23 protein-coding genes and 1 pseudogene are annotated in these 24,350 nt (G+C 55.1%); 11 read left to right on the top strand and 13 right to left on the bottom strand.

What is annotated here, in order from left to right:
• Positions 1-8 precede the first annotated feature (8 nt).
• From AC4LF3_RS24130 to AC4LF3_RS24120, 3 genes are all read right to left on the bottom strand, one after another.
• Positions 9-989, bottom strand: a complete 981-nt coding sequence (locus tag AC4LF3_RS24130; protein WP_447110442.1) for an arsenic resistance protein — start codon at positions 987-989, stop codon at positions 9-11.
• Between the two features lie 105 nt (positions 990-1,094).
• The gene (gene tnpC / locus AC4LF3_RS24125; RefSeq protein ID WP_077527306.1) at positions 1,095-1,457 is read right to left on the bottom strand and encodes a Tn3 family transposase post-transcriptional regulator TnpC; all 363 of its coding nucleotides are present in this window, start codon (positions 1,455-1,457) and stop codon (positions 1,095-1,097) included.
• Entirely contained in the window at positions 1,454-4,468 is a 3,015-nt protein-coding gene (locus AC4LF3_RS24120; RefSeq protein ID WP_112297725.1) for a Tn3 family transposase, read from the bottom strand. The genes tnpC and AC4LF3_RS24120 overlap by 4 nt, the downstream gene beginning before the upstream one ends.
• 456 nt (positions 4,469-4,924) lie before the next feature.
• Between AC4LF3_RS24120 and AC4LF3_RS24115 the strand changes: the two genes are divergently transcribed.
• Complete coding sequence (locus AC4LF3_RS24115) at positions 4,925-5,233, top strand: hypothetical protein (protein ID WP_019366375.1); 309 nt, start codon at positions 4,925-4,927, stop codon at positions 5,231-5,233.
• Between the two features lie 102 nt (positions 5,234-5,335).
• Here AC4LF3_RS24115 and AC4LF3_RS24110 read toward each other — a convergent pair whose 3' ends face one another.
• Positions 5,336-6,367 (bottom strand): DNA-binding protein, encoded by a 1,032-nt coding sequence (locus AC4LF3_RS24110; RefSeq protein WP_019366374.1) that lies wholly within the window; start codon positions 6,365-6,367, stop codon positions 5,336-5,338.
• A 178-nt stretch (positions 6,368-6,545) separates the two neighbouring features.
• On the opposite strand from AC4LF3_RS24110, the gene AC4LF3_RS24105 reads away from it, so the two are divergent.
• From AC4LF3_RS24105 to AC4LF3_RS24095, 3 genes are read left to right on the top strand one after another with little or no spacing between them, the layout of a single operon-like run.
• Positions 6,546-7,517: a site-specific integrase gene (locus AC4LF3_RS24105; RefSeq protein WP_019366373.1), complete on the top strand. Its 972-nt coding sequence runs from the start codon at positions 6,546-6,548 to the stop codon at positions 7,515-7,517.
• Between the two features lie 29 nt (positions 7,518-7,546).
• Positions 7,547-8,290 carry a phage Gp37/Gp68 family protein gene (locus AC4LF3_RS24100; RefSeq protein ID WP_019366372.1) on the top strand — a complete coding sequence of 248 codons (744 nt, stop codon included), beginning with the start codon at positions 7,547-7,549 and terminating at the stop codon, positions 8,288-8,290.
• Positions 8,291-8,311: 21 nt separating this feature from the next.
• Positions 8,312-9,625 (top strand): three-Cys-motif partner protein TcmP, encoded by a 1,314-nt coding sequence (locus tag AC4LF3_RS24095; RefSeq protein WP_019366371.1) that lies wholly within the window; start codon positions 8,312-8,314, stop codon positions 9,623-9,625.
• Positions 9,626-9,715: 90 nt separating this feature from the next.
• Here the strand turns inward: AC4LF3_RS24095 and AC4LF3_RS24090 are convergent, their stop codons facing one another.
• Complete coding sequence (locus AC4LF3_RS24090; protein ID WP_019366370.1) at positions 9,716-10,396, bottom strand: heavy metal response regulator transcription factor; 681 nt, start codon at positions 10,394-10,396, stop codon at positions 9,716-9,718.
• A 422-nt stretch (positions 10,397-10,818) separates the two neighbouring features.
• Here AC4LF3_RS24090 and AC4LF3_RS24085 point away from each other — a divergent pair, with 422 nt between their 5' ends.
• The 7 genes from AC4LF3_RS24085 (at position 10,819) to AC4LF3_RS24055 (ending at position 17,787) form a co-directional block, all read left to right on the top strand.
• Positions 10,819-11,028 carry a co-regulatory protein PtrA N-terminal domain-containing protein gene (locus AC4LF3_RS24085; RefSeq protein ID WP_019366369.1) on the top strand — a complete coding sequence of 70 codons (210 nt, stop codon included), beginning with the start codon at positions 10,819-10,821 and terminating at the stop codon, positions 11,026-11,028.
• 566 nt (positions 11,029-11,594) lie between these two features.
• Positions 11,595-13,448 carry a copper resistance system multicopper oxidase gene (locus AC4LF3_RS24080; RefSeq protein WP_150345762.1) on the top strand — a complete coding sequence of 618 codons (1,854 nt, stop codon included), beginning with the start codon at positions 11,595-11,597 and terminating at the stop codon, positions 13,446-13,448.
• A gap of 24 nt (positions 13,449-13,472) precedes the next feature.
• Positions 13,473-13,763, top strand: a complete 291-nt coding sequence (locus AC4LF3_RS24075; protein WP_181123821.1) for a hypothetical protein — start codon at positions 13,473-13,475, stop codon at positions 13,761-13,763.
• Positions 13,753-14,751: a copper resistance protein B gene (locus AC4LF3_RS24070; RefSeq protein WP_026003893.1), complete on the top strand. Its 999-nt coding sequence runs from the start codon at positions 13,753-13,755 to the stop codon at positions 14,749-14,751. Before AC4LF3_RS24075 ends, AC4LF3_RS24070 begins: the two co-directional genes overlap by 11 nt.
• A 9-nt stretch (positions 14,752-14,760) precedes the next feature.
• Positions 14,761-15,570 carry a c-type cytochrome gene (locus AC4LF3_RS24065; RefSeq protein ID WP_019365435.1) on the top strand — a complete coding sequence of 270 codons (810 nt, stop codon included), beginning with the start codon at positions 14,761-14,763 and terminating at the stop codon, positions 15,568-15,570.
• Between the two features lie 475 nt (positions 15,571-16,045).
• Complete coding sequence (locus AC4LF3_RS24060; RefSeq protein ID WP_019365436.1) at positions 16,046-16,375, top strand: four-helix bundle copper-binding protein; 330 nt, start codon at positions 16,046-16,048, stop codon at positions 16,373-16,375.
• Positions 16,376-16,752: 377 nt separating this feature from the next.
• Positions 16,753-17,787 carry an SDR family NAD(P)-dependent oxidoreductase gene (locus tag AC4LF3_RS24055; RefSeq protein ID WP_150345761.1) on the top strand — a complete coding sequence of 345 codons (1,035 nt, stop codon included), beginning with the start codon at positions 16,753-16,755 and terminating at the stop codon, positions 17,785-17,787.
• Between the two features lie 286 nt (positions 17,788-18,073).
• Here AC4LF3_RS24055 and AC4LF3_RS24050 read toward each other — a convergent pair whose 3' ends face one another.
• The 8 genes and pseudogenes from AC4LF3_RS24050 to AC4LF3_RS24015 form a co-directional block, all read right to left on the bottom strand.
• Positions 18,074-18,529, bottom strand: a complete 456-nt coding sequence (locus AC4LF3_RS24050; protein WP_019365438.1) for a DUF305 domain-containing protein — start codon at positions 18,527-18,529, stop codon at positions 18,074-18,076.
• 512 nt (positions 18,530-19,041) lie between these two features.
• Positions 19,042-20,751: a hypothetical protein gene (locus AC4LF3_RS24045; protein ID WP_019365439.1), complete on the bottom strand. Its 1,710-nt coding sequence runs from the start codon at positions 20,749-20,751 to the stop codon at positions 19,042-19,044.
• Positions 20,752-20,856: 105 nt separating this feature from the next.
• Positions 20,857-22,230: a heavy metal sensor histidine kinase gene (locus AC4LF3_RS24040; RefSeq protein ID WP_019365440.1), complete on the bottom strand. Its 1,374-nt coding sequence runs from the start codon at positions 22,228-22,230 to the stop codon at positions 20,857-20,859.
• 100 nt (positions 22,231-22,330) lie between these two features.
• Complete coding sequence (locus AC4LF3_RS24035) at positions 22,331-22,561, bottom strand: hypothetical protein (RefSeq protein ID WP_019365441.1); 231 nt, start codon at positions 22,559-22,561, stop codon at positions 22,331-22,333.
• A gap of 23 nt (positions 22,562-22,584) precedes the next feature.
• Entirely contained in the window at positions 22,585-22,830 is a 246-nt protein-coding gene (locus AC4LF3_RS24030; protein WP_232235685.1) for a DUF2933 domain-containing protein, read from the bottom strand.
• A gap of 44 nt (positions 22,831-22,874) precedes the next feature.
• On the bottom strand, positions 22,875-23,192 hold the full coding sequence (locus AC4LF3_RS24025) for a co-regulatory protein PtrA N-terminal domain-containing protein (RefSeq protein WP_019365443.1): 318 nt from the start codon (positions 23,190-23,192) through the stop codon (positions 22,875-22,877).
• Between the two features lie 137 nt (positions 23,193-23,329).
• A complete protein-coding gene (locus tag AC4LF3_RS24020) occupies positions 23,330-23,686 on the bottom strand; it encodes a copper-binding protein (protein ID WP_019365444.1) in 357 nt (118 codons plus the stop codon).
• A pseudogene (locus AC4LF3_RS24015) lies at positions 23,683-24,342 on the bottom strand (efflux RND transporter permease subunit); the annotation flags it as partial. The pseudogene AC4LF3_RS24015 and the gene AC4LF3_RS24020, both read right to left, overlap by 4 nt.
• Positions 24,343-24,350 lie beyond the last annotated feature (8 nt).

Here is a 24,350-nt window from a genome sequence, read left to right as displayed (position 1 = left end):
TGAAAGGTTTATGGGGCAGCTACGGTCGAGCGAGTCCGCCAAACGCAAGCTGGTATCGCCCGGATGTAGATCACTTCCCCAATCAGCTCCACCAGTGTTTGGGTAATCACCGCCGCTGCAGCGAGGCCGCGAACCTCTTCTGGGAGGGCAAGAGCCAGTGGCAAAACCACCAGAGAGTTTCGGGTTGATGCACTGAAGGTGACGGCTCGGGCAGTGGCTGATGGCAACTTGAAGAGCCGCGATGCGAGAGCTCCCATTAGCGGAGCCAGAAGCAGAAAGCCAATGTACACAGGAATAACCGGCGCTAGCTTATCGATATCGCGCACCACGGGCGTGATTTGCGAACCCACCACCACGATGAGCACTGCGGCCATCGCGGGTACCGGTAACCACGCCCAGGCGACGCTCCAGGCTCTGGCGATAGCTATGCGCTTGGATAGGGCCTCGGTGACTACAGCCAGCAGCAAGGGAACAACGATCAGCACCAGGAACGCCTCGATGAACGGACCCGCCGATACCACGACAGCCGATTGGCCACTGAGCATGATGCCCAAATAGAGGGGCAACAGTGCGAGTTGGAGCAACAGCAGGATGGGCGTCGCAGAGAGAATAAGCCGGGAATCGCCTTTTCCGATGTGGGTAAATACCACCACATAGTCGATGCAGGGCGTCAGCAACACTAACAGCGCGCCTGCGAGAATTGCAGGATGCTCGGCGAGCACTCGGGTTAGCCCCCATACCAGCAGGGGGATGAACACGAAGTTGGCGATCAGCAGTGCCGCCATGAACGGCTTATGGCTCAGCCCTTCCCGCAGATTCAAGAAGGGAATTTGCAGGAACATGGCATACATGAGAACGGCAATGGCTGGTGTGACCAATAGCTCCAACCCTTGTCCGGTTGAGGGAGCCATAAGCCCGCCTATCGCTGCCGCTATCACGGCGACGAAATAGATCGGAATCTGGTTCCGCTCAAGTGCATCCCTGTCCATAGTTTCCCCTCACCAATCAAAAGTTCGCCAGCCTAAGTAATGCCGGGCAACACGTCGAGCGCCCATGAGCAACGCAGGTGGTACCCGGCAGGCGCTCCAAACGCCTCATTGTTCATGGGCTGGCACAAGGTCTACCAGAGGTGCGATCCCAATCTGAGCGGAGCGTACCCAGGACGCCAGCGCCTCAAGATCCAGCTGGACCGATTCGGCCTCTGCCCATATGCAGGCATTCTCGGTTGGGACTGTCGGTGCGACGCCCTCGACGAGCGTCAGCGCCATTGCATGCAACCGCAGTAGCTCGTCACGCATGGCGGTAATCCCCCCTAGTTCAGCGAGGCAGGCGTCCAAACGATCTACCAGCCGCAGCAGCTGCGAAGTGTCGAAGCTATCGCGCAGCTGTTCCAACGCTGTGGCGTCTACTTCGCCGTACGGTGTGACGCGAAAGGATGCCGGGGGAATATCGATCATGTGGTTTCCTCGGTACCGACCTTGCCGGTTGTTATGACGCGTAGCGAGCCGGCAGCTTGCTGGAACACCGAATCTTTGATCCAGGACTCCGGCGGACGGTTCAGCTTGAGGTTGAACTCGCCGAAGCGCTTGACGTTGCTGGTCAGGTAGGGACTGAGGAAGGACACATCCTCATCGGTGAACTGCCAGCCATCGCGGGCCAGCTTCTGCAGGATGCGCATCATGTCCACGGTGTTCTGCAGAATCACCGACGAGGCCACCATGTCGTTGTAGCGCAGGCGCTTCTGCTGCTCGTCCGGATCGTTTTCGGCGATCACGTCACCGCCAAAGGACAGCCACTTAGAGAAGCCGTTGTAGGACTCGATCTTGTTGGTGTTGGCGGTGACTTCCTGGCGCAACTCGCGGCTGCCGATCCAGTTGAGTAGGAAGATCGTCCGGATCACGCTGCCCAGCGCTTGCGCGGCATGATAGAGCTTGTTGCGCCGGCTGTAGGAGCCGAGCTTGCGCAGCAGCATAGGCGAGGAAGTCTTGCCGGCCTGGATCGACAACGCGACCTGCATCAGATCCTGCCAGTGGGTTTCGATCAGGTGCCAGTCGGCGGTGTCGGTGAACAGACGGTTGATGTGTTTATACGAAACGCCACGATCTGGCCGGCACATCACCAGGTCGCGCCAGTTGCGGATACGCGGCATCAGATTGATGCCCAGCAGATGGGTGAAGGCGAACACCGTGGCCGACTGGCCTTGGGTGTCGGGGTACACCGTATCGGGTTCGACGCTGAGGTCGGCCTTGAGCAACCCCTCGATCACATAGATTGCCTCCCAGATACCAGGCGGGATGAAATGCTGGAACACCGCGATGTAGTTATTGGCCACGTGTCGGTACGCCACGGCTCCCATCTTGCGGTAGCGGAAGTGGTAGCCGGCCAGCAGGTTGTCATCATAGAAGTCGAACTGCGTGCCGTCCGCGGCCACCGCCTTGCCGTCACCCCAGAGCTTGGGCAGGTCGAGCTGCAGGTAGAGTTCCACCAGCTCGCGGTTAGCTTTGTCCAACTTCTCCAGCGAGAGGTGACGGCGATTGGTATAGGAGAGCATGTGCGGCGTGACATTACCGGCCAGATGCCGCGCGGCCTGGTTATGGCCTAGGTTGCAGCCCATGGCGAAGATCGTCATCAGGTAGCGCTCGGCAGGCTCTTTGAGCTTCGGCTCGTTACCGGACATCGGCCCGAAATGCCGTGTGAACTGAATCCAATGCTCGATGTTAGCCATGATGTCGAGCACATGCCTGGCCGGCATGCGCTGCATGAGCGCTGTCTGCAGCGAGATAGCCGAAGGCGGGATGTCCCGCGCGATTACTCGGCGCAGCACCGGCTCGCCGGCTTCATTGATCGATACGTCACCTCGGCAGGAGGGGAATTTTTCATCCAGCTGCTGCGCGGTTTCCTCCAGCTGGGCCTTGAGAGAGGCAACAAACTCCTTCGCCGTGCCAGGCAGTCCCACCTTTTCGCAGTAGGCCGGTAGTCGCTGGAGACATTCTTCCCAGGGCAGCAACTGCTTGCGATAGTCGGCGAAAGATTCCGACCCCAGCACGCACATATCACCCGAACGCAGCTCACTGGCTAGGTAGGAGAACACGCAGACTTCCAGATAGCGCCGGTTGGTCGGTGGCCCTTCACTGGCAGGACGACGCACGACCTTGACCCAGCGCTCCGACGCAAACGACAAGTCGACGTGCTCGTCGATCCATTCGCGGTGTAGATTTTCGCTGTCCTGGATGAGCTGAAGCGCCTGGATAAGTGAGCGATCCTGAGTCGTTGGTTCCAGTTGGAGAAGGTGGCTGAGACGAAACAACAGAGAGCGATGGGACTTGAAGTGCTTCCAGATCAGCGGCAGGTAATTGTTACCGCCCGTAGCCTGGACTTCGGCACAGGTCTCGCGCAACCGATCTAGGTTGCCATCGGGGGACAGGTACTCCCGAATCAGGCTGCCAGCCTCCTGGTTATCCGGTTCTTGAACCAGAATCTGCACCACGCCGTCCAGGGTGGCCGCCAGTTGCTCCAACTTCTGACGCTGCCGAGCCTGGATTTGCTCCAGCTCCTCCTTAGCGCGTTTGTGGATAGTCGAAATCCGCCGGATGAACATCTCGGCTAGGTGATCCCGAGTTCGCACCCGCATCCGATAGATCAAGGCCAGCATCAGCGTGTAGCGTTTCGGCAGCGAGCAGTCCTTCAGCTCGGCAACGTCCGACGCAGCGGCTTGGGCAGCGAAGTGGCGGATCTTGGTATCGACAATTCCCTCAAAAATGGAATCCATGTTCCCGAAGCTCTCTAGCCACGCTAGGTGGTCGATCAGCACCTCCAGGTGCTTGCGAGAGGGCTTCTTGGGTGCCTGCTTGAGTGCGTTGAAGTCACTCTGCCGCAGCCCGAAATCAGTGTCGAGCAGCTCCTTCAGTTTGTAGATCACCTCGATTGGCGTTCTGGTTACCACAAGGTTGAAGATCTTCTCCTGGGCTTCTGCACGAGCGGTCTCTGCCAGGTCATTCAAGGTCGAGTAGGCGGGTAGCTCGTAGTTCTGACCCAGTAGCTCGTCGATTACCGCGTTGATGATGTCAGCGCGCTGTTCGAGGAGAGGAGCCATCAGCTGTGCATGCGCGGCTGCAATGTCCTGACCATCTGAGCCATAGAATGGCTGAACACCAAGCCACTCCCGCACTACATTCATATGGCGGTAAAGCTGCATCCACTTGTACGGAGATAGCGCGACCTTGCTGCGCAGACCTATTTGTGTCCGGATGAAATCAACAACCGGCTCCGGCACCTCAGTGATCTCTGGGAAGTACCGGAGTACCTGGAAGGTCTTGAATAGAACAGCGAGATTCAGCCGGAAGGCTGCATTGGAGCGACTTTTGACCCAGATGATTTCTTCCTCGGAGAAGGTGAAATCACGCTGCAGCTCGGCCCTCGAATAGGAACGCGACAAAATGGGATAGGCGGTACGTTCGGGGGATGCCATCGGTCACTCCTTTCCTGGAACCAAGCGGAAAAGATAGACCATAGATCAGCAGCGGCATTCATTTGAGAAAAATCCATTTAGCAACAATAACTTAAAGACCAAATGAATGAATTTTACCCTTATCTCGGCATGACCCCTATGAGGGGCCATGCCGAGATAACGGGAAAATTCACTCGCATCCCTCCTACCTGATTGATTTATCAGGCATTTTCCATGATGGGGATTTTTATGGAAGCATGACGAGATAACGGAGAAATTAAAACAGTCAAACCATAAATGTTTGATTTCTAGGCTTTGTGTTGCTCTCACATGCTTGCGCATGTTCGCCCACCTTCAATTAATCTCAAGATATCCTTCTCCCCAGTGATGGTTCGAGGCGGCCTTCGCGACACCTTCCATTTCCGGTCTCGAATGTGGGCTCGATGGCAGCTGTAAACTTTCCTCTCCTCGGAGGTGATGATCATGCGGCACGTTGCAATGCAGCCAACGGAAACGACTTCAGACGTTACCTGTGACGCTTGTTGCCAAAGCACAAGTATTGAGGGCTATGGCCAGCAGTTTGGCGTTCTTCAAGCGTGTTGGGGCTATGGTTCCAAGCATGATGGTGAGCGTTATGAGGTTCACCTCTGCGAGCCCTGCTTTTTCCGAACGCTGGCCATGCTGCGTCGGGAGCGAATGGTTAACACCATGTTTGATGATGAGCTTGACACCAATCAGGATGAGTTCGGTTTGGTGCGCAAGGATGATTTTTGGGCCGAAGGTTGAGTATGCCGGCCAAAGACCGGTTCGTAGCATCTCATTCACGACGATGCGACCCTGACAAATCCAGTCCGTCGGCGGCGTTGCTCATTTGGCGCCCCGCCCAAGTTAAGGCGTGTCTGCTTCTGGCCCCGGTAACGGTTCATGGCTATCCGCACCGCCGTTGGCAGGCGGTGAATGCTCAATCAGCTTCAGTTGTAAGAGAGCTTCGGACAAACGCTCCTGTAAGGACTGCGCTTTTTGTGCCTGAACCTCGGCCCTTTCACCAAGCCGGGCTACTTCGGCCTGCAAAGTGTTACAGCGTTGCTCCAAGGCATCATTCGTACGCTCCATTCCGGTCAGCGAGCGCTGAGCGACCTCTAAGGCCTGAGCCTTCTGAGTGAGAAGCTGCTGCTGCGCATGTTGATCCTTATGTAACTGCCGCGCCTCGGCGAGCAGCCGTGCGTTGTCGCGGTTGAGCTGGGTCAGCTCATCCTGTTTGACGATCAGGGTCTGCTGTAACTGCCGCAGCTCCAGTTGCAGCTGTTGCACCTGAGACTCGTGCCGGCGCTGCTCCTGCTCACGCTGCTCCTTGGCGGCCTGGCGATAGTGCTCCAGGGCATCACGGGCGTGCTGATGTTTTTCCTCCAGCGAGCGAATCTGTCCATCGCGGTCCTTTAGGCGCTCCTCCAGGTCGCGGTTGGCCTGCAACAGACGGGCGTTCTCGATCTCGCTCTGTTGGCGGTGCTGCTGCTCCTGCTGTAACGCGTGCTGGGCAGCCTGGAGCTGTTCCGTAAGCCCGCTGCACTGACTTTCCAACTGCTGGGTTCGGCTTTCGGCCAGCCGAGCCTGGTTCTGAAAATCGAGCCGTTCGCGTGCCAATTGCTCCCGCTCCTGGGCCACGTCGGCCTGAGCCTCTTCCGTTAGCTGATCTGCCAACTGGGACACCAGATTGGCCAGCTGCTCGCTGAGCGGGATCGAGGCCGCGTCCCGGCCGCGCTCAGCATCTTCGAGCTCTTTCAAGTAGCGATGAATGGTGGTTTTCGAGCCGGTATTACCGAGCTCGACCCGCACCGCATCGATGCTGGGATTCTCGCCTCGCGCCAAGATGGTTTGGCGGGCCTTCCGAACCAGTGCTTTATTAATGCCGCCGCGGGCCATGGCTGCTCCTACGATTTCGTATCGTTTTACATACCACGTATTTACGTACTAAAACTTGCCGTTGTAAAGCGAGGTGTTATAGTTAAATTCAGATAAAATAATGACGCATTATTCAATATGAATGGCACAAACGGTCGTTCAGTGGCCGTTTTGCAGTACATAAAGGGCATCTCAGGCGATGAAAGAGGTCGGGCGCTACCTACAAGCCGGTACGCGGGAAAACACCCGCCGCTGCTATCAGTCGGCCATCGAGCACTTCGAAGTGTCGTGGGGCGGTTTTCTGCCCGCAACAGGCGATAGCGTTGTCCGCTACTTGGTGGACTATGCAGATACGCTGAGCGTGAACACGTTGAAGCAACGTTTAGCTGCTCTCGCTCAATGGCACATCACCCAAGGCTTTCCCGACCCAACGAAGACTCCGACGGTGCGTCAGGTACTCAAGGGCATCCGCACCCTGCATCCGGCACAGGTCAAGCAAGCCGCACCTATGCAGCTGCAGCACTTGGAGCAGGCAGCTCAATGGCTGGATCAGGAGTCAGAGCGAGCTCGGATGCGGGGCGATTTATCGAACCTGGCGCGATGCCGGCGCGACATGGCATTGCTGCTGATCGGTTTCTGGCGAGGCTTTCGCAGTGATGAGCTCTGCCGGCTGCAGGTCGAGCATATTCAAGCCGAAGCAGGAGCAGGCATGCGTCTGTTCCTGCCGCAGAGCAAGGGCGACCGAGAAAATCTCGGTACGACGCACTACACGCCGGCGCTCAAGCGACTATGCCCGGTACAGGCCTATCTCAACTGGATCAGTGTCGCAAGCATCGTTCGAGGAGCCGTGTTCCGTCGTCTAGATCGCTGGGGGCATCTCAGCGAGGATGCTTTACACCCGGGTAGCCTGATCAGCCTGCTGCGCCAGATTCTTCAACGCGCCGGGATTCCGGCTGAACTGTATACCAGTCACTCCTTGCGCCGCGGCTTCGCTACGTGGGCCACGGCCAATGGATGGGACCTCAAGGCCTTGATGACCTATGTAGGCTGGAAAGACATCAAGTCGGCCATGCGGTACATCGATCCCGCTGTTTCATTTGGTGGCCTGGCGGTCAGGCCCGCTGTTGAATTCAATACTGGCACTTTGACGCAACTGCCAGCTTCTCACTAACATCGCTGCACGACAGGAGTGACGGTGAAATGAGTGCGCAGACCAGCATCGAATGGACGGAAATGACCTGGAACCCCGTCGTGGGTTGCACCAAGGTGTCGCCCGGATGCAAACACTGCTATGCGGAAAACATGGCCTACCGGCTGCAGGCCATGGGAACGCCGGGTTATGAAAATGGCTTTCGCCTGAGCCTGCGGCCGGAGAAGTTGCAGGAGCCGCTACAGCGCAAGAAACCGACCATTTACTTCGTCAACTCAATGTCTGACCTATTCCACGAGCATGTACCGGACGAATACATCGACCAGGTATTCGAGGTGATTCGAAAGGCTTCCCAGCACACCTTCCAGATCCTCACCAAGCGTGCCGAGCGCCTAGCCGAGTATTTCAGTAAGCGGACACCTCCAGTCAATGCCTGGCTGGGGGTGTCGGTTGAGGACCGCGAATATGGTGTGCCGAGGATCGACTGCCTGCGCCAGGTAGATGCCACGATTCGCTTCCTCTCTGCTGAACCGCTGCTAGAAGATTTGGGTGAGTTGGACCTGACCGACATTCACTGGGTCATTGTCGGCGGTGAGTCGGGTCCCAAGGCCCGCCCGATGAAACAAGAATGGGTCGACAACATTCATCGCCAGTGCGACGCCTCTGGCTCAGCGTTCTTCTTCAAGCAATGGGGCGGATGGGGTGCCGATGGCGTGAAACGCTCGAAGAAAGCCAACGGTCGACTGTTGAACGGCCAGACCTGGGATGAAATCCCGCTGCTCAACCTCGCCTGATACCAGCACAAGGAATACGGCATGGCCAAGGATGACGAGAAGTACCGTTGGGATTGGGGCACACAGACCTTCCCGACCATCGATCCGCACAGCAAGATCAAACATCAAATCATCGATGAGTACATCCAGACGTACATCGACGTGCTGATGCGCAACCAACTGATGCCAGAACTGGGCTTGTCGATCGTCGATGGCTTCAGTGGCGGTGGTATCTACCATGACGGCGTAGGTGGGAATCACTTCGGCTCTCCCGTGATTGCACTGGAGGCGATTCAGGCTTCGGAGGTCCGCAACAACCTGGAGCGCATCAAGCCGCGCCCCATCCGCTCCCAGCACTATTTCGTTGATGTGAAGCCCGAGAACATTGCCTGCTTGCATTCGGTATTGGCCGCGCGTGGTCATGCTCCTCGGCTTGGCCAGGATGTGCATCTGCATAGCGCTGAATTCACAGAAGCATTGCCGACCATCGCTCAAAAGCTCAAGCATTTCGGCAAGGGTGAGCGTGTGCTCTTCCTGCTGGATCAGTACGGCTATGGCGACGTGCCGTTCCCCAAGATCAAATGGATTTTCCAGCACCTCAGCAATGCCGAGGTGCTGCTGACCTTCAACGTCGATTTTCTGGTCACGTACCTGGCTGACCGCCAAGCGAATCGGAAGGCCATCGCCAATATCGGCCTGGATCACCATGTGCCATGGAGCATGCTGAAAGAGCTGAAGGCCCATCAGCCGCGCAATTGGCAGTACCTGATCCAACGCCATCTGTCTGAAGGGATCAAACAGGAAAGCGGTGCCCAGTACATGACCGTGTTCTTCATCCGCCCTGCTGGCAGCAACCCGATGGCCTATTGGTTTATCCATCTGTCGAACAACTACCGCGCCAACGATGTGATGAAGAAGATCCACTGGAAATACGGCAACAACTTTTCCCATATGCTGTCGCCTTCCAGCTTTTTCGGTTACGACGCCAATCGGGATATCGCCGTGACAGGTCAGCACGATTTGCTGTTGGATGAGCATCACTTCGACGATGCCACCGATGACCGCGTCCGAGGAGAACTTTCAGAGCTCTTGCCCAAACAGGTCTACGAGGTAGAACGGCAACCTTTTTTGGGCCTGATGAGCGGATTGACCAACTACACCATGGCTGACGAGTTTCGCGTAAAGCAGGCGCTCGATATCGCTGTTGCGACCGGTGATTTGCTGGCGGTCGGTAAGGATGGCAAGACCAGGCGTCGCAAGGGCACTAGCATCAAATCCAGTGATATTCTGATAGCTCCCCCGCAGAGACCCATCTTCTTCGTGCCACAGCTGAAGAAATCCAGCTCGGAGAACTGAGGTTCGGCACCGCTCCTTGCTCGGTGGCTCGCCTTAACCGCATAGGTACCGGTAGCTTGGCCCATCGCGTGGAATGCCGAGCATTTCGCTCTAGGGGTCTGGCGCGTCGATCAAATAGCCCATCCCACGCGCGGTTTGTATGAGCTTAGGTTCGAACTCATCATCGATTTTTGCTCTCAGCCGTCGTACCGCCACCTCGATCACATTGGTATCGCTGTCGAAATTCATGTCCCATACCTGGGAGGCGATGAGGGACTTTGAGAGCACTTCCCCGCGACGCCTAAGCAATAGCTCAAGAAGTGCGAATTCCTTTGCGGTCAGGTCTATGCGTTTCCCCGAGCGCGTAACCCGACGTCTCAGCAAGTCCATCTCAAGGTCGTGGAGCTTGAGTATCGTCTGGTTGGGGGCATGGTTGCCGCGGCGAAGCAACGTACGAATCCTGGCTAGCAATTCGGAGAAGGCAAACGGCTTGATGAGATAATCATCAGCGCCCAGCTCCAATCCCTTTACTCGATCCTGAACCCCGTCTCTAGCAGTGAGAAAGAGCACGGGGACCTCATTACCGGCAGCGTGGACTTTCTGTAAAACCTGCCACCCATCCATGCCAGGCATCATCACATCTAAAATGAGCAGGTCGTACGCCGCATTAAGCGCATGCTGAGCGGCATCAGTCCCGTTCTCTACTCGGTCGACAGTGAATCCCGCCTCCGTGAGCCCCTGCTGTAGGTAGGTGCCCGTTTTCGGCTCGTCTTCAGCAACAAGAAGCTTCATAAAGGTACTCTCGCCAGCATTTAGAACAGTGTGCCGATTGTCTGGGCATGCAGCCAGTACCTTACAGAAACGTAATGCCCGCATCATCTGTCTGACAGCTAACAACGTTAACGTCTATTCAGCAGTTGCTCCCACACATGCTGCTCTTTTGGCCTTTCCATGCTCCTTTGGCCTATCGGCGCCTCGATGGCGCCTTTTTTTTGCCGGCTGGAAACGGGACCTATTTTCTAGAACGAAAGGCGCCAGACACGCATCCGGCGCCTTCGCAAGTGCTCACTGCTTGTCTGCATTACTGACGAAACCGTAATGTCTAGATCAGGGATCTGACAGGAACGCTCGGTTAGCTTAGACACAAGCCAAAGCCCAAGACTCTGCTTGGAGCGGCGCTGGGTATTCCATGTCTTTCAACGAGGTAACAAGCAATGAAACTTTTCAGATCTCTTCCTGTACTGCTCGCCATCGCAGCAAGCTCTTCCTATGCAATGGCAGAAGGTGGTGGTGACCGTACCTTTGCTCGTATGGAGCAGGCTCGCCAAGTAGCGATCGCTACTTATCAGGCTGACCAGAAGGACCAATCTCAGGAGGTAGCCTCAAAGGCAACTTCAGCGAAGCACGCTCACGCTAATTGCTGAAGCGAAACCTTATGCAATTTTGACCATGCCGCTGTCTGAACTGTGGCAGCTTCTACAAACGTTGTAGCTGCCATGGTGTTGGCACTTGCAACATTAGTTGGAAGAACCGGTGAAACCAGTATTAACAGCTCACATTTTTTTAAGCGGTTATTATCAAGTCTGCGGTCTAAATGAAAATAATATTAATCGCCGGAATATAATAATGGGAAGGCAGCGGTTAGAGGTTGCGGGTATTAGCCGTACATTGAGCAATCTTCGACTTCAATGAGCATCGTTGCAACCGGATCCTTGGATGAAAATCAAAAGTCCTTTTAGGGTAAAGCTATTGCGCAGCTTCCACCTGGAGATTGACATGCTCACAGGCGATTTCTTGGGCGCTTTCTGATGCGCTTTAAGCTTACAAAAATGTAATCACGCGTCTTTCTTAGGCATGCCATATTTACGATTTAAAGGCGAGTCTCTTGATAAGACAGACTGTGCGCGAGTTTCTAAGATCAATTAACGCTGGCAACACCACCCTTAGGGCTGGTTTCGGCTTGGCTCCTTAGCTTGATTGGAACGTACACATGCAACGTAAAACCTCTAGGCGAACCTTTGTTAAAGGCTTGACTGCCGCAGGCCTCCTTGGCGGTCTTGGCTTGTGGAGAGCTCCGGTCTGGGCAGTGAGTAGCCCGGGCCAGCCCAGCGTACTAACCGGTACGGAGTTCGATCTGCTGATTGGGGAGACGCCGGTCAACATCACCGGCGCGGCCCGGACGGCGATGACAATCAATGGGACTATCCCAGGGCCGCTTCTACGTTGGCGTGAAGGGGATACCGTCACGCTGCGAGTCAGGAATAAGCTGAGCGAAGATACGTCGATTCACTGGCACGGCATGATTTTGCCGGCCAACATGGATGGCGTGCCTGGATTGAGCTTCCACGGCATCGCTCCCGATGGCATGTATGTATATAAGTTTCAGGTTAAACAGAACGGTACCTATTGGTACCACAGTCATTCAGGCCTACAAGAGCAGCTTGGTGTCTATGGCCCGTTGGTCATCGATGCGAAGGATCCCGAACCGTTCAGCTATGACCGCGACTACGTGGTGATGTTGACTGATTGGTCCGATGAGGATCCCGCTCGAATCCTTTCTAAGCTCAAGAAGCAGTCCGATTATTACAACTTCCACAAGCGCACTGTCGGAGACTTCATTAACGACGTGAGCGAAGACGGCTGGGCCGCTACGATTGCGAATCGGAAAATGTGGGCTCAGATGAAAATGAGTCCCACCGACCTCGCCGACGTAAGCGGCTACACCTATACCTATCTAATGAACGGCCAAGCTCCCGACGGGAACTGGACCGGTATCTTTAAGCCCGGCGAGAAGCTTCGTCTGCGGTTCATCAACGGCTCGGCCATGAGCTATTTCGATGTCCGCATTCCAGGGCTGAAGATGACTGTAGTCGCAGCCGATGGCCAATACGTCAACCCAGTTAGCGTCGACGAATTCCGCATTGCCGTGGCAGAAACCTACGATGTGATTGTCGAGCCTGCAACCGAGGAGGCTTACACGATCTTCGCTCAATCGATGGACCGCACAGGGTACGCCCGTGGCACGCTAGCGGTTGCCGAAGGGCTGAGCGCTCCTGTTCCAGAAACCGATCCTCGACCACTAATCACCATGGACGACATGGGGATGGATCACGGCAGCATGGGCGGTATGGCGGGCATGGACCACGGCGGCGGCATGCAGGGCGACATGGGCGCGATGGACCATAGCAACATGTCCGGCATGAACCACGGTGACATGCAAGGGATGGGCGACATGGGCGACATGGCCGGAATGGATCACAGCAAAATGGCTGGGATGTCCGGGATGGACCACTCTGGAATGGCTGGGATGAGCGCAGGTATGCAGTCGCACCCGCCCTCAGAGTCAAATAACCCACTGGTGGACATGCAGACCATGAGCCCGACTCATAGGCTGAACGATCCCGGTATTGGCTTACGAGACAACGGCCGCCGAGTCTTGACCTATGGCGACTTGAGAAGCACTTTCCCCGATCCGGACGGCCGTGAGCCCAGTCGGACGATTGAACTCCATCTCACCGGCCACATGGAGAAGTTCTCCTGGTCATTTGACGGTATAGAGTTCTCTGATTCGGAGCCCCTGCGGCTCAAATATGGCGAGCGGGTACGCATCACTTTGGTCAACGACACCATGATGACCCATCCGATTCATCTTCATGGTATGTGGAGCGATCTTGAGGATGAGAATGGAAAGTTCATGGTTCGCAAACACACGATCGACATGCCTCCCGGTTCAAAGCGGAGCTATCGCGTGACAGCTGATGCGCTCGGGCGCTGGGCTTATCACTGTCACCTACTGCTTCACATGGAAATGGGTATGTTTCGTGAAGTCCGAGTGGACGAGTAAGAGGAACTTTATATGGGGAATTTTATGAAGCGTAAAACTCTTATCGGCAGCGCGTTTATATTCAGTTTGCTGGGCGTAATGAGCATGTCAGCTGCGTTTGCAGATCAAAAACATGATCAACACAAGCAATCATCGGCTTCGTCGCAGAATCCGGTCAACAAGCCGGCATCTCAGGCACCAGAAATTTCTAATTCCGAAATGAACCACGGCGACATGGATCATGGCTCGATGGACCATGGTGAAATGGACCACGGCAAAATGGGCCATGACCCGAAGGCTACTGGTACTGAGGTGGATTCACACCATGACCACTAGATCTTGTCGCTTTGCTCTGATTGCGCTCGGAGTTTCGTTGAGCGCAGCGGCTGGAGGGGTAGCTAACGCCGCCGAGATGATGGATCACTCGATGCATCAAACCCCTCCTACTCCGGCAGCTCAAGCCCCAGCATCGTCTGCCAAGCCCGCAGCTATGAATCATGGCCCCGGTGGGCAAATGGACCACTCCGCAATGGGTCATGGTGCGATGGACCACAGCAAGATGAACGATGGTCAGATGAAGCATGACGATACGCTCGAAATGCCGGGTATGGTTCATCCCTCGTTCATTCCAGTCTTGACCGATGCGGATCGGACAGCAGCATTCCAGAATCTTCAGGGACACACGGTTCATGACAAGTATCTGGCCTGGTTCCTTGTGCTAGATCAACTTGAGTACCAGAACGCAGATGAAGGTAGCACCCTCAGTTGGGAAGCGACCGCCTGGGTCGGTGGCGATATCAATCGGCTCTGGTTTCGCTCGGAAGGTGAGCGAACAAATGGCGTTACTGAAGACGCGGAAATCCAAGCGCTCTTCGGACGCGCCATCAGCCCATGGTGGGATGTGGTAGCTGGTGTTCGGCAGGACTTTAAGCCCGAGTCGCCGCAGACGTGGGCAGCCTTAGGCGTTCAGGGGATGGCTCTGTATGGCTTCGAAGCGGAAGCCACCGCCTTTCTTGGTGAAGGTGGGCAGACAGCAGCACGCTTTGAAGGGGAATACGACATTCTCCTCACTAACCGGCTGATCCTCCAACCGACCGCCGAGTTCAATTTCTATGGCAAGGATGACCCTGCGCGCGGAGTAGGGGCTGGTCTGGCAAACACGGAGGTGGGGCTCCGCCTACGATACGAAATCGTTCGTGAGTTCGCACCTTACATCGGCGTCACCTGGAGCCGGGCATACGGTAATACCGCCGATATGGCGAGAGATGAAGGCGAAGATATAGATGAAGCGCGGTTCGTTGCTGGCATTCGGATTTGGTTCTAAGGACCTTCGATGAAAAAAATAATTATTAGCTTCGCTGCCTTCTGCGCACTAGGCCTGTTGGTGGTGGCCGGAGTTGTTTTCTCAGGACTGATTAGCGTTGCCGCAGATGATCCTCATACCGGAGCCGTTCACGCTTTCCTGGAAACTGCTCGCAATCGCTCGATTGAGGTTCGCTCCGAAGACATAGCCGTGCCATCCCTCGACGATGAAGACCAAATCCGCGCCGGGGCGGGGAACTACGACTCGATGTGTGTGGGTTGTCATTTGGCGCCAGGCATGGCTGAGACCGAGCTAAGTAATGGCCTTTATCCTGCTCCACCCAACTTGGCTGAAGCGGGGCTATACGATGACCCAGCAAAGACGTTTTGGGTCATTAAGCATGGCATCAAGGCCACTGGGATGCCTGCGTGGGGTAAAAGCATGGCTGACCCGTACATCTGGGAAATGGTGGCTTTTCTGCGGAAGCTTCCTGACCTAGATGAAGGAGCGTATCGAGCGCTCGTTGCGTCTAGCGGTGGTCACCAGCATGGTGGTGGGGAGACCCCAGCAGGGCACGGTAAACAACATGGTGAGATTGCCTCGGACGACCACCATCAGGGCGACAGTGGCGGCTCGGATCACCACGGCTCTAGCGGCTCAGGTGGAGCACCCGGCCAGCCAGGCTCCGGGCATCATGATGGTAAAGAAAGCGATGACCATCATGCGTCAGACCAGCCACAGACGGCGGAAGAAAGCACTGACAATGACCGTGCCGATGCGGAAGGCAAATCTCCTTCAAAAAACCATGTACACGCAGACGGAAAGCAACACGAGCACTAACATCCGGTATGTGTGTGCCTAGTCGGTCCTGACTAGGCTCGTTGAAAGGCGCCTCAGCAAAAGCATAAGGGTCGGCTCTAGGCCATCCTAGTCGACGCAACGGTACCGGAGGGCTCTGCGATTGCTTCCTAAACGTTAGGCCGCAAGGCAAGTAGCTCAAAAAGTTAAGCGGCTTTCGCTCCGGCCGTTCCCCAGTAAGGGCTCCCAGTCGTGGCGACAGGGAGCTTGCCATACCCCACTAATCATCTAGACCAGACTAGCGAAGCCGGCCAGGCAATCTATTGGCTTGTCGCCCCCCAACTGCGCCCGCATAGCTCCCCGGTGCGGTTGGACGAACCTTACAGAATTGTAATGAAGTTGGACGAAACGGGTTAGATAGGAGCCTGTCGTATTTTTTGTGCCTGTTAATACGCTTATGGGTGTGTTCGGCTAGTAGGCACCGGCGACATACAACTTTCGAAACCTGGAGAACGCAATGACAAACTCAATGTTCGCTTCCTGTATCCAAGCTTGTTCGAACTGTGCCCTAGTATGCGAAACGTGCGCCTCTGCGTGCCTTCGTGAGGATGACGTAAAGATGATGGCTCGCTGCATCGAGCTTGACCGCGACTGCGCGGACATTTGTAGGTTGGCCGCCACACTAATGAGCCGCGAAAGTGAGTATGCTAAGGAGTTCTGTGCCCTTTGCGCCAAGATCTGCCGTGCATGCGGAGAGGAATGTGCGAAACATCAAATGGATCACTGCCAAGAGTGCGCGAAGGCATGTATGAACTGCGCTGAGGAATGTGAGCGGATGGCAGGATAACATCCGTAACTCACCGCTCTGGCACAACTAAATTGGGAGTGTCAGAGCCCCTTGAAGAGTAAGAAAAACCATGGTGCGCTTAATGTTCGTGCCTCCATGACATATCGAAAAAGCGCGTACGATACCCGCAACTGCCAAGAGCGAATAAATCCCTGTCCAGCAGCATTTCACTCCAAAGCGAAATACGCTCGTTACGCGCTAGCAACTCTTACTTAGCCACCGATGGTCGCCACCGTAACGGTCTATTATCTTGCTACTGTTTCCCAATTTAGCGCTGAAAACTAATTGAGTGAATTAGCATGAAAGCTCCTGGCAAAAGGCGGTCCTAGAACAACCAAGCGGGCCATGCGACTTTATTTTGCTGGGAAAAAACGAAAATGGTTTTGCGAATATTCCCATCGCAGCGATTGGCTTTGCTGCTAGTACTGCTCGCCGTTCTGCAACTCAGTGGCTGCGCCGTTTCCCCGCGCCTGAAACCAAGCGACCAGCCAAGCGTTGCTGGCAAAACCTTTGTCATCACTGGTGCCTCCAGTGGCTTCGGCCGGGGCGTGGCGCTCAAGCTTGCCGCTCTGCAAGGCGAAGTGGTGCTAGCGGCCCGTCGGACCGACGTGCTCGAAGAACTGGCCGCGCAGATACGCATGGCTGGAGGATCGGCACTGGTGGTGACCACCGACGTGAGCAACCCGAACGAGATACTGGACTTGGCACGAGCCGCCATCGAGCGTTTCGGCAGAATCGACGTTTGGATTAACAACGCTGCGGTCGGAGCGCTGGGTCGTTTCGAGGACGTTCCCGTCGAGGACCATGCGCGGATCGTGGATGTCAATCTTAAGGGCGTGATCTATGGCAGCCACGCAGCCATGCGCCAGTTCAGAGCTCAAGGCTTCGGCACGCTTGTCAACGTGGGCTCAGTCGAGAGCGAGATACCGCTGGCTTATCATGCCTCCTACGCAGCGACCAAAGGTGGCGTCATGAATCTCGGCGCGGCAATCGCTGAGGAGGTTCGCCTGAGCGGTAGCGAGACCATCAATGTCGCCACCGTCATGCCCTGGGCTGTGGACACACCGTTCTGGGAACACGCGGCCAACTACACCGGCGGCACCCCACGCATGGCCGCAATGGATGGACCAGAGCAGGTGGTCGAAGCCATCGCCTGGGTTTCGGTCAACCCGCGCAAACGACTACCGGTAGGCTGGAAAGCCCGGGGTGCGATAATCTCGCATTCACTGTTCCCCTCTCTCTCCGAGCGAGTCGCGGCGAATATCGCGCACCGTTGGCAGATTGAGAAAGCACCACCGGCATCGCCGACGACGGGTTCGCTCAACGAGCCAATGCAATCCGGCACCGGTGTGCATGGCGGTGTACGTGAACGTATGGAGCAGGAAGAAGCTACACGAGCGCAATCTAAATAGTCGGTTGCGTAAAGCTGCCTCGGTGCAGCCACAAGGGCGTTCGCAGCCGGCTCCTCTGTTCTGATGTAGCTCTTTAAGCAGAGCCTGATTCAGCACCGGTAAAACTTAGTTTCGATCCTATTTCTTACAACTGAACCATCCGATCGCCACTCTTCAGGCCCTTATCATGGCCGGCTTATCCCGGCCTTTACCAGCTGAATCATCACAAGGTGTGAGCAGCGATCGATAATCATGATGTTGCTGGGAAATACAAGCCTAGAGGCAACGAGGCGCTTCAAACCTTGTGTCAATTTGCCCTCTCTAGATCAATGATCAGGGACTTCATTTCTGCGATTTCTCGGCGCTGAGCGTCGATGATTTCGTCGGCTAATTTGCGGACGCGAGGATCTGAAATCTGAGCTCGTTCACTTGTCAGGATGGCTATCGAATGGTGGGGGATCATGGCCTTCATGTAGTCCGTGTCGTCTACCGTCGCTTGCCCACGTACAAGCCATAGTGCAATGGCAAAAGCTACTGCACTTCCTGCAAATATCGCTAGATTTACAGACTTACGCTTATACATGTTGAGCATGAATGCGAGCATGACTACTGCCATTACCGCGCCCATCACTAATGCCATCCAAGCGCGAGTCTCGCTCCAAAAAACATGCTCGAACGAGTAAGTATTTAAGTACATCACGCCATACATAATGATCGTAGACGTAGCTACCATCGCTGCAAAGCGCCAGTAAGACATTTGCATAGTTAGACCCCTTTAATGATTGCTGCTGGATCGGCGGCTCAACGTGTTCGCGCAGCCCTGCTTAGAAGTGGCTTTCGAATGCTCTCCTAAAAACGGACAAGCCGAGGATGATGAGGTTTCGATTTTTTGAGAAGCTTACAAAAATGTAACCATCGACCGTTTGAGACCGTCTTAAAGCGCTGTCAGCTGCGCGAATTCTCTGGTGTACTACGGGTGATGTTCCCCTGAAATAATCAATCGCTAATAGCTTATAAGCAGACAATACCAACGTCGCGCTATGGACCACTGCGCGAAAGAGCGGGCCCACTAAGATGGCCTTCGAGCCTTGAGGCCCGACTGCTCGGCATTAGGAAGCCCAGTTATCTTGAGCAATAGAACGCTCGGAAAGAACAATTCAGCACCTAGCATAGGCCACATTTTGTCAGGTGTGACCGCAGGGTTAGTACTCGCACATTAGACGTGTGACGGCTAAGACGGCTGGGTGTAGGTGGCCCCAGGACTGAGCGGCGAGCTTATTTCTGTCCCAAGCCGCACCTTTCGCGGCGCGCAGAACCACTGTCATTTTGAAACAACAGACCTTCGATTCGATCATGTTCCTCCGGTGTTGGCAGAGCAGATGAATCTACATTTCCAATGCTATTCGGCTGACCATTTTCTGGTGGGCCAACTTCAGGGTGGTAAGCGCCACCTGCGTCGAATGCAACCCAGCCGTACCATTCTCGGATGACTTTGGACGGATGGTTGCCCTCCATTGCAACATACCAGTCCGCCAGTCGGAAACGTTTACCCGCAAGTGTTGAGGTAGCCTTTTCGGTTCGAACCAACGCCAGATACAGCGGGTGCGGCAGTTCCTCCACGGCACCGTTTTCATCGAGCAAGAAAGTGAATGAGGCGTGCGACCGCTGCTCTGTGGAAACAGCTCGCTCCTCGTCCTCGCCTAAGGTAAACACCGGAGCAAAGCCGCCGCCCTCTGTTCGGAAGTTGGTCGTCTGGCCTTGGTAGATCCTGGCAGCGTTCCACTGCACCTCGCCAGCATAAGCGTATGCGCGCAGGTCAAACTTCATTGGTCGTACCTGAGGGTCCGCGACAGTCCTGCGCTCGCCAGGAGCCACAAGGGACTGAGCCAGGTAGTTTCCGCCAACGATTTCTTCCCATACACGCTTGGTAAGCTTGTCTCCTCGGTACGCCCCGCGACTACCAAACCCGCTGACGGGCTTGAAGAAGAGGCTACGGCGGTTTTGCCAGAGGTGCTCTGCGTTACCATGCCCGACAGGAACGGTAAGCGGGACGTATTGGGCCAATACGGCTCGGATTTGCTGATCAACGCCAATCTCTTCCAAAAAACGTGCGTTGGTTAGGTCAACCAACCGGCGTTTGTCGGCATAAAGGGCATAGGCCTGAGGGTGCGGCGTTACCGTCACGACATCAGCCAAATAAGCGCGGCGCAGCGCGCTGCAATTGTCACCTTCCAGATAGAAGTCGGTGAGTCGGTTGTAGACGAGATCCACAGGCTTTCCGTCGACCAAGAGGCAATCGTTGTGAAAGGCCAGATCGGCTGGGTCTGCAATTATGCAGTCGATTCCAGCTGACTCGAATAACTGCTGAAAAAGAAGAAACTCCGGATACAGGTATTGGGCTTGCGGGCTTTCATCCAAGATCACCATGCGCTTGAGCGGTCGTTGCTCGCCGCTCGCAGACCATTCCTGGGCGAACATATCCAGAATCGAACGCTCGAAGCCGCCGGGTCCTTCCTGACCTGGCGAAAGCCCGACTACGCTGCTGCAACAACTACGCTGCGCGCGGGCGAGCAATACGTTTAGCATCGCTCCGCCCGCATTTGTGTTTATTTCGATGAGCCCAAGCTTGTCATCATCCAGATGGAAGTCGTAGCCAAAGAAGACGCCGCGCGCGCCCCAAGGATTATGTCGTGCAATAGGAGGTGCAGAATCCAGAGCATGCTCACGCCAATCGGGCGAACTCACGGTCTGCTCGATGGCCTGAATAACCTCATTAACCTGGCGCAGCCGCAAGGATGAAACAAAAACCGGGCGTGCAGCAAACACATGGGGGCAACGTGACTTCAATAGCTCCGACAGCTCTGAATCCCCAAGCTGTTCGGTCAATGCGTTTACGAGCGCAGCTTGATCTAGGCTTACGCAGAAGCACGCTTCGTTGAGCGCTGCGGCTGTCGAACCGCATTTTCTTGATGAGGACGCTTGCACGTGAACCTCCAGAACCAAATATACAGGTTCGAAAGCCTTGGCCTCCTTCGGTTCAGCCGGGCATTTCTATAAGCGTAGAACAGCGTCGTTGCTAGCGCTCTGCCATTAACTAGACATCAGCCTTGGAAGCGTCATTGTGAAAGTCGTGTGCCCCTCAGCTGATTCGCAGGCGATGCGCCCTTTGTGCGCTTCCACGATCGAACGAGTGATAGCCATGCCGAGCCCTGCATTCATGGTGGTTCCTTCGCGCCTTGCGGTATCCACCCTGTAAAACCTGTCGAATATTCGGGTGTGAAGCTCGGCTGGAATAGTTATGCCTCGGTTGGATATGGCTGTAGAAACCGAGTTACCGCTCTGGCTTATTTCAACGCTGATAATGCTGCCTTCCTCTGCATACCGAACTGCGTTCGAGACTATGTTTGAGATGGCCCGTCTTAGCATTGATTTATCGCCATGTACCGACCCATCGCCTGAAAGCGCGATTTCAACTTTTTTGTCCTCGGCTGCGAGCTCGTAATATTCGATAACGCTCGCGGTAATCTCGGCCATGCTGGCATCTTCGGCACTGGGCGTAATCTTCCCGTTGTCCGCTTTGGCGAGGAACAGCATGTCATCGACCATTTTCGACATGCGCCTAAGTTCTTCGAGGGCGGAATACAAGATATCCTTATAGTCAGTATTCTCGCGGTCGCGCAAGAGCGCGACCTCTATTTGAGTAAGCATGCTGTTCAGGGGCGTTCTTAGCTCATGCGCAATGTCCGCTGAGAAACCTGACAACCTGAGGAAAGAGTCATCCAAGCGCGAGAGCATTTCATTGAAGTTGTCTACGAGCTCATGCAGCTCGCCTGGAACTGACTCGGTCGGAATTCTGGTATCCAAACAGTGGGCGGTTACCGTAGAAGAAGTCTTTGACAGTTCGTCTATTGGTTTTAAGCCTTTCCTGATCAGAACCACGCCTAGAGCGCCACTCAGAAGTGCACTGACCACCAGTGTATAAGCGAACCATTGCTGAATCATTTCAAAGAAGTGGACTCGATGCGTTACATCCAAAGCCAGATAGATGACTGTGTCCTGCCCTTCGACCCGTTGGTTTATTTTTCTGGTAATGCCGCTGTACTGGTGGCCATCGAAACTTACTGTCCAGCGTTCCTCTTGGAGGTCCGTGACAAGAGGTAGCAAGCTCTCAGACAGATTGTGATGGGAGTAGACCGTCTTACCGTCTACTACAAGCGCAGTTGCGAAGCCAAAGGAGTGCTCAATAACAGCATCGATCCTTGAAGCGGTCTCAGGCCCGAATGCTGAGCTGTTGAGTAGCGTACGCTCTACTGCAGTGGCCTTTTCATTCAGCACTTGTGCATCTTTGCGTTCGAAATGGAGCTGGCAAAAATAATTGAAGCTGATTGCGGCGGCCATCAGCACAACCGTAACCACGAGCATGAAAGCTATCGCCATTCTGCTCGTCAGTGACACTTTTCCCATCAGTACGGTCCTGGTTAGGCCATCACGCATAAAAAAGCAGGTGGGCGCCCAGAAAAGGTGCCCGACCTGCTTCGATCATGGTTGCTCGCACTCTCGTATCCTAGGAGGCGTCTGGATTTTCCCCATTTTGCGAGTGGCCGGCTTCGGCCGCCTCCATCATTTCACGACACTCTTTCATCATTCCACGCATGTCGCCCATCATTTCCATATGCTTGTCGCCGCTCATCATACCGGTTTCCGAATGGCTTTGGCCCGCTTTATCTGCCGCTGCGAAACTCAGTCCGCTCGCCAGGGTGATTGCGATTGCTGTAACGGTAACCGCCTTTCGCATGTTATATTTCCAAGTTCAGTGGGTTATTCGCTTTTGCTTAACAAGCTGTTTTCGCCAACGTTAGGCTCCTTGGGCTTGCCGCACTTACCGCTAGACATATGCTTCATGCATACGACCATCATTAACAAGCAGGGCAAGAGAAAGAGCAGGCTTGGCAGCGTTGTTGCCAACGCCGCAGTGCTTTGGTTCAGGAGAATGTAGCCAACTACAGCTGCGGCTAACCCCGTTACGATCGGATTGCGCTGCAGTACGCTTTTAATCTTGGACATCATGCTGCTCATCTAACTATCCCTCGGATATCAAACTTGGCAGATTAGCCGTTGTTCACGCCAACTGGGGTGCTCAAGAACTCTACCGTATGGATCTTCCCGTCAGGGGCCTTTACCGTCATCTCGTACGTTTGCACTTTAGCGCTAGTTCTATAGTTTTGAATAATTCCTGTCGCACCGGTCGCCCCTGCAGGTGCGATGCTCAGTACTTTGCCTTCTTTGACAAGCTCCTGAAGGGTGGGCTTTACTCCTGCCGAGTCATTTAGGCGATTCAGAGTACGTTCGCTTCCGCCTTCGGCCATTGCAAGCGAGGAAGCAACGGTCAGAATAAAAGGAACAATTACTTTGGTTATGCGGTTCATGGTTTTCACCTCTCGGTTAGTTGATGCCTGTAGATTAAAGGCTTACTACTTACAAGAAGCTGTTGCCAAGGTTACAAAGCCGTAATCGCTCATTTTTTGGTACGACCGCCGCGTCTGCGGCGGTCGCTTTCTGCTCTTTACTGCTTTTCGATGCGCGTTATGGTGGAATCCATGCCTTTCGAGGAGAATTCGAATTCGACCTGGTCCCCTTCTTTCAGTGTTTTGAGCTGATTAGGCTTTGCTTTGAAGCCCATCGTCATCGACGGCCAGCCCAACGCTTCGACCGGGCCGTGGGCAATGGTGACGGTTCCGCTCTCGGTGTTTACTTTCTTGACCGTACCTGTGGCTGTAGCGGTCTGTCCCGCCGACTTCTGGTCCATTGGCATGTTCATGCCTTTGTGATCCATCGGCATGCCGTCCATTGGCTCCTTGTCGGCGGCATAGGCGACTGGTACTAGGAAGAGTGTCGCAAGGGTGATGTGCTTGATGTTCATGGATGTTCTCCAGTGGGGTTGGTTGCTTGCTGGGGTGTGACACGCAATTGCCGGCGGCGCATCAGCAGGTAAGCTGCCGGCAGAACGAACAAGGAGAGCAAAGGCGCGGTGATCATGCCGCCTACCATTGGCGCGGCGATGCGGCTCATGATTTCGCTGCCGGTCCCGCTACCCCAAAGGATGGGCAGCAGACCGGCGATGATTACTGCGACAGTCATGGCCTTAGGGCGCACCCGTTGTACGGCGCCTTCGCGGATTGCGTCGAGGAGAGCGCCCTCACTTTGTGCTCCGGCATCAAGGCGCTCGATCCAGGCGTTCTTCAGATACAGCAACATGATCACACCGAACTCTGCGGAAACCCCTGCAAGCGCAATGAAGCCGATACCTGTCGCGACGGAGAGGTTGTACCCCAACAGGTACAGGAACCAGACGCCCCCGGTCAGGGCGAATGGCAGCGTAGCCATGATGAGCAGCGCCTCGCCAAAGCGGGAAAATGTGAGGTAGAGCAAGACAAAAATGATCAGCAGGGTAGCCGGCACGACGAGCTTGAGCTTCGCGTTAGCGCGCTCCATGAATTCGAACTGGCCGGAATAGCTGATGCTCATGCCGGACTCGAGCTGGACACCTTCGCTGATCTTTTCCCTCAGATCGCCAACCGACTGGC

Source organism: Pseudomonas sp. C2.3V (assembly GCF_058536325.1).
The sequence above is the reverse complement of the archived record's forward strand: the minus strand, read 5'-3'. Positions and strand labels throughout refer to the sequence as shown.

Excerpts from the sequence above, each read along its gene's own strand:
- AC4LF3_RS24020 (WP_019365444.1), bottom strand. The coding sequence starts at position 23,686 with ATGAACATCAAGCACATCACCCTTGCGACACTCTTCCTAGTACCAGTC.
- AC4LF3_RS24065 (WP_019365435.1), top strand. The coding sequence starts at position 14,761 with ATGAAAAAAATAATTATTAGCTTCGCTGCCTTCTGCGCACTAGGCCTG.
- AC4LF3_RS24110 (WP_019366374.1), bottom strand. The coding sequence starts at position 6,367 with ATGGCCCGCGGCGGCATTAATAAAGCACTGGTTCGGAAGGCCCGCCAA.
- AC4LF3_RS24030 (WP_232235685.1), bottom strand. The coding sequence starts at position 22,830 with ATGTCCAAGATTAAAAGCGTACTGCAGCGCAATCCGATCGTAACGGGG.
- AC4LF3_RS24085 (WP_019366369.1), top strand. The coding sequence starts at position 10,819 with ATGAAACTTTTCAGATCTCTTCCTGTACTGCTCGCCATCGCAGCAAGC.
- AC4LF3_RS24035 (WP_019365441.1), bottom strand. The coding sequence starts at position 22,561 with ATGCGAAAGGCGGTTACCGTTACAGCAATCGCAATCACCCTGGCGAGC.
- AC4LF3_RS24095 (WP_019366371.1), top strand. The coding sequence starts at position 8,312 with ATGGCCAAGGATGACGAGAAGTACCGTTGGGATTGGGGCACACAGACC.
- AC4LF3_RS24115 (WP_019366375.1), top strand. The coding sequence starts at position 4,925 with ATGATCATGCGGCACGTTGCAATGCAGCCAACGGAAACGACTTCAGAC.
- AC4LF3_RS24075 (WP_181123821.1), top strand. The coding sequence starts at position 13,473 with ATGAAGCGTAAAACTCTTATCGGCAGCGCGTTTATATTCAGTTTGCTG.
- AC4LF3_RS24025 (WP_019365443.1), bottom strand. The coding sequence starts at position 23,192 with ATGAACCGCATAACCAAAGTAATTGTTCCTTTTATTCTGACCGTTGCT.
- AC4LF3_RS24100 (WP_019366372.1), top strand. The coding sequence starts at position 7,547 with ATGAGTGCGCAGACCAGCATCGAATGGACGGAAATGACCTGGAACCCC.
- AC4LF3_RS24055 (WP_150345761.1), top strand. The coding sequence starts at position 16,753 with ATGGTTTTGCGAATATTCCCATCGCAGCGATTGGCTTTGCTGCTAGTA.
- AC4LF3_RS24105 (WP_019366373.1), top strand. The coding sequence starts at position 6,546 with ATGAAAGAGGTCGGGCGCTACCTACAAGCCGGTACGCGGGAAAACACC.
- AC4LF3_RS24130 (WP_447110442.1), bottom strand. The coding sequence starts at position 989 with ATGGACAGGGATGCACTTGAGCGGAACCAGATTCCGATCTATTTCGTC.
- tnpC (WP_077527306.1), bottom strand. The coding sequence starts at position 1,457 with ATGATCGATATTCCCCCGGCATCCTTTCGCGTCACACCGTACGGCGAA.
- AC4LF3_RS24060 (WP_019365436.1), top strand. The coding sequence starts at position 16,046 with ATGACAAACTCAATGTTCGCTTCCTGTATCCAAGCTTGTTCGAACTGT.
- AC4LF3_RS24040 (WP_019365440.1), bottom strand. The coding sequence starts at position 22,230 with ATGGGAAAAGTGTCACTGACGAGCAGAATGGCGATAGCTTTCATGCTC.
- AC4LF3_RS24120 (WP_112297725.1), bottom strand. The coding sequence starts at position 4,468 with ATGGCATCCCCCGAACGTACCGCCTATCCCATTTTGTCGCGTTCCTAT.
- AC4LF3_RS24090 (WP_019366370.1), bottom strand. The coding sequence starts at position 10,396 with ATGAAGCTTCTTGTTGCTGAAGACGAGCCGAAAACGGGCACCTACCTA.
- AC4LF3_RS24080 (WP_150345762.1), top strand. The coding sequence starts at position 11,595 with ATGCAACGTAAAACCTCTAGGCGAACCTTTGTTAAAGGCTTGACTGCC.
- AC4LF3_RS24050 (WP_019365438.1), bottom strand. The coding sequence starts at position 18,529 with ATGCAAATGTCTTACTGGCGCTTTGCAGCGATGGTAGCTACGTCTACG.
- AC4LF3_RS24070 (WP_026003893.1), top strand. The coding sequence starts at position 13,753 with ATGACCACTAGATCTTGTCGCTTTGCTCTGATTGCGCTCGGAGTTTCG.